Origin of the sequence: Halomonas sp., assembly GCF_052095695.1 — a bacterium.
Taxonomy (GTDB): domain Bacteria; phylum Pseudomonadota; class Gammaproteobacteria; order Pseudomonadales; family Halomonadaceae; genus Vreelandella.
Map to the genome: position 1 here is coordinate 1 of NZ_JBQDLQ010000153.1, position 4,290 is coordinate 4,290.

A 4,290-nucleotide genomic window follows, 5' to 3' on the forward strand; every position below is an offset into this window, starting at 1 on the left:
CGCTGAGAAGAAGGCCGAGATCGTCACCGAATACGGCCGCGGCGATAACGATACGGGTTCCCCTGAAGTGCAGGTTGCACTGCTGAGCGCCAACATCAATGGCCTGCAGGATCACTTCAAGACCAACAAACAGGATCACCATTCACGTCGTGGTCTGATCCGCATGGTTAACCAGCGTCGTAAGCTGCTGGACTACCTAAAGCGTAAAGATTTCGAACGCTATCAGTCTCTGATTCAGCGTTTAGGTCTTCGCCGCTAAGCATTACTGGCAAAGATTGAGAAACGGGCAGCTCCTTGTGAGCTGCCCGTTTTGCGTTGGTGGATAGGCCATGGAGTACACGTGTGAGTGAGCGGAAATCTGCACAAACGCCGATTTTAATCGTGCGGATTTCCATCCATCGGTAGGTGTGGGACTTTCGACGTTTGTCGCGTTTGAAATTTTCAACTGTTTGAAATAAAGAAGAAAATAAGTGAACGGAATGGAGTTTGCACAAGTATTTGTAAGGTGCTGAGGTGTCTGGATGTAATACGCCTTAGATTTTACAAACGACTCCGTGGATGGAACTAACCCCAATGAAAACACCCCTCGCCAGCATTGGCATTCTCGCCATAACCGCACTATTCCCAGCTTCAGCCATGGCTGAAGCCGAAACTCAGCCCAATGCTCTCGGCTCACCAAATCCGCAGCAAATACTCTATGTAGGCAATAGTTATCAGTTCTACAACAATAGCCTGCACAACTACGTTAAGCGCATGGCGGAAGCTGCCTATCCCGACACTGCCGATCAGCTCAAGAGCAAGTCTGTGACCATTTCAGGTGCTTATTTATCTCAGCACGAAGTCAAAAGCTATCTGTTCCCCGGGGCTTTGGGGTTTCCTAACCCGTTTGATGTTGTTGTCTTACAGGGGCACAGCACGGCTGCATTGAGCGACGAGAAGCAGCAGGAGTTTCGTGATGCTGTTCTGCGGCATCATAATGCCATTGAGGCGACGGGGGCAGAGACCGTGCTCTACATGACGCCTGCCTACAGCGAAGATCATGATAGTTACGATGCCGGCATGACCGATATGATCGAAGAGCTATATACCTCTGTGGGTAATGAGATCGGCGCCCCGGTGATTCCCGTCGGTCTTGCTTTTCAAAATGCCTACGAGCAACGCCCAGAGTTGGCCTTGCATGTTGATTACGACGGCAGCCACCCCTCTCCAGAAGGCACCTATCTAGCCGCCGCCACCGTGTTTGCCACATTCTACGACACATCGGTAGTCGGTAATCCGTACACCTATTACGGCCGTATCGATGAAGATACGGCGGCCTTTTTGCAGCAGATCGCCGAAGATACGGTAGCCGAGTACAGCCGCCGCTAACGCGATAATACCCAGGCCTTGTTGAGTGAATTTCCTACGGGCTGCGGCTTCTACTGGGGTCTGCGCTGCCAGATGTGTGGGATATAGACGTACACGCCAGTAGAAACATCTCAGCAAGGCTGTCCACATCTCAATAAATAAAATAAGAGAGCAAAAATGAGAATCCTATGGTTCGCATTAATGGTGCTGTGCCTGCCGTTGTCGCCGGTCGCCGCTAATGAGCGCGTGGCAAGTCTGGAGGCCGGTGCTGGGCGCTATGTATTTGAAGACCTTGCTACACGCCAGGAGGTGGGGGTCTATTACTATCAGCCGAGCAACTATACGCCGGATACGCCGATAGTTCTCATCCTGCACGGGCTGCGACGCAACGCGAAGGAGTATCGGGACAACTGGGCCGAACTTGCTGAGCGTGAGGGCCTGATGGTTTTGGTGCCTCGGTTTAGCACGCAGGCCTATCCAGGCGGAAATGGTTTCAACTTGGGTAACGTATTCAAGGCTGGGTCAGCAGAGCAAGCGCGTGGTTTTACTCAATTAGAGGAGATGAACCCGCCAGATCAGTGGGTCTTCACCCTTGTCGAGAGAGTGTTTGCTGACTTCAGGGCGCACCGCAGCCATAGCGATCGTGAAACCTATTATCTGTATGGCCACGGTGCCGGTGCACAGGTAGCTCATCGCTTCGCCATGTTCATGCCGGAATCTAATGTAGAGGAAATTATCGTTGGTGCAGCAGGCTGGTACACGATGCCCGATGAGACGATTGCGTGGCCGTATGGAACCGGTGGCGTACCGATGCTGAATGCCACCGCGCTAGAAGATTTTTTCTCTCAGCCAATGCTGTTGCTGGCAGGTGGAGCAGATACGGCCACACTTCACACTGTTATGCGCCAGACGCCTGAGACCAATGCGCAGGGCGAGACTCGCGTGGATCGAACTCGCCACTATTTTGAATTTGGTGAACGCCAAGCCCGGTCTTTGAACACCACATTTAATTGGCGACATTGGGTTTTACCCGGCGTGACACACAGCCCCAGTCAGATGACGCCCTTTGCGGCTCGCTATATTGCCTCGCGAGCACGTTAGTCGAGCGGTATACACAACAACAATCAGAATTCGATCCTCAAGGGTCATGGAAAAATCATGCTAAAAAAAATCAATTCAGGCCGCAGTGTTCTGCAATCTGCGGCCACCCTCGGATTATTTGTTTTACCTATTTTTAGTGGTAGTGCGTTGGCCAGTGAGGCGACACCTGCCGAACTTGCTGAACTGATCGCGCGCCAGTCTGAGCTGCTGGCTCGTCAGGCGCAGCAATTGGAGGCTATGCAGGCCCGTTTAGGACAGTTGGAGTCTTCTCGGGATACAGTTCACGTACCGTCAGCCCAGAACCAAACCACGGCATCTACACTATCCAGCGCTGAGGCGACAGCGTCGGGAGAAAGTGCGGCCATTGCAGAGCTACAAAGCCAGGTCGCATTGCTAGAAGCATCCCAGGTTGACCAGTCGCGTATTGACTGGTCGGGTGGTGGGCCAGAATTTATCAGCGCCGATGGCAGTCGTCGTCTGGAGATAGGGGGGCGGCTACAGTTTGACACCTCGGCCACGCGTGGCTCTGATTTTGAAGATCGTAATATCAGCGGCTCAACGGCAAGGCGCCTGCAATTGGATCTTGCTGGCCAGCTATCTGAACGCGTTGGTTACAAGCTGGGCTACGACCTGTCAAGCAACTCTGTCAGCATGCGTGATGCCTATATATCTAGCCTATTTAACTGGGGTGGAAGAGATGCAGAGCTGTATGTCGGCAATAAGTATGACGACCGCACGATGGATGGTGCTACTTCCTCCAACAATACTTGGTTCATGGAGCGAAACTTCGTTAATGAAGCAGTTGCTCCAGACCGTGGCTCATACGGACTGGGGGTGAAAGGCAAAGTGTTCGGCAACAACCGTGACTGGCATGCATCCTTAGCAGTGACCAATGGCAGGCTCGGCGGTAACACCGATCGCTCTGATACGACCACCTACATGAGCCGAGCCCACTGGAATCCCTGGCATAGCGGTGGTGATATGGTCCACTTAGGCGGCTGGGGATTCTATGAAGATTTTGATAGCAGTTCAGGTAATGTGACCAACAACATCAATGCCGCCGATGATTTCAATGACAATGTTACTATTCGTAGTCGTGCTGTCACCGATCCTGAGTCGAGCACTGCTTATGGGCTAGAATTGGCTACATCGCTGGGTTCATTTGCGGCGGCCGCAGAATATGGTCAGCGCACCGTTGACCAGCGTGAAGTTGCCGGTGGTCAGAGCCTGAGCTACGACGCTTGGGCTGTTCAGGCCAGCTATTTTTTAACGGGTGAGCAGCATGGCTACTCTCGTAAATCAGGCCTCTGGCGGAGCCCGAATATCAATAGCCCGGTTTCGTCGGGGGGAATGGGGGCATTTCAGTTTGCCGTCCGCTATCAGGAGTTGGATTTTTTCGATGAGCCCAATTATCTCGGTGGCGAGGGGAACGCAACGACACTTGGCTTGAACTGGTATCCGAACGACTGGGCGCGAGTGATGCTTAATTATACGCTCTGGGACACCCATAATCGTTCTGTCTCCTTCAGGGGGCCAGATGATGGCGACACGCTCTCCGCTCGATTACAGTTAGTGTTCTAATAAGATCGCTTTAGATGTTGTAAAGGACAGTGCCTGGCACTCAGTTTTATCCGTGTGACAACGGGCAGCTCCTTGTGAGCTGCCCGTTTTTTTATGTTTTGTCTTGCCCAACGAGGGAACTGGTAGCCCTATCGCGTTCCAGCGCCTAGAATGGTATCGAGTCAAAACGACCTAAACGAATAGACAAGTAGATATTGATAATGCTGAAGGAAGTCGCTGTGAATCCGGTAAAGAAAACGTTCCAGTACGGTCGTAGCACCG

The 4,290-nt window shown here is 52.4% G+C and carries 4 protein-coding genes; all 4 read left to right on the forward strand.

Translation table 11 applies throughout. The annotated features are described in order from the left end of the window. A partial coding sequence (gene rpsO / locus ACTH5D_RS17395) for a 30S ribosomal protein S15 (RefSeq protein WP_441673439.1) occupies positions 1-259 on the forward strand: 259 nt, incomplete at its 5' end. Positions 260-573: 314 nt separating this feature from the next. Next, positions 574-1,368: a DUF4886 domain-containing protein gene (locus tag ACTH5D_RS17400; RefSeq protein WP_441673441.1), complete on the forward strand. Its 795-nt coding sequence runs from the start codon at positions 574-576 to the stop codon at positions 1,366-1,368. 156 nt (positions 1,369-1,524) lie between these two features. Next, a complete protein-coding gene (locus ACTH5D_RS17405; RefSeq protein ID WP_441673443.1) occupies positions 1,525-2,448 on the forward strand; it encodes a hypothetical protein in 924 nt (307 codons plus the stop codon). Between the two features lie 57 nt (positions 2,449-2,505). After that, positions 2,506-4,029, forward strand: coding sequence for a porin (locus tag ACTH5D_RS17410; RefSeq protein ID WP_441673445.1), 1,524 nt, complete (start codon positions 2,506-2,508; stop codon positions 4,027-4,029). Positions 4,030-4,290 lie beyond the last annotated feature (261 nt).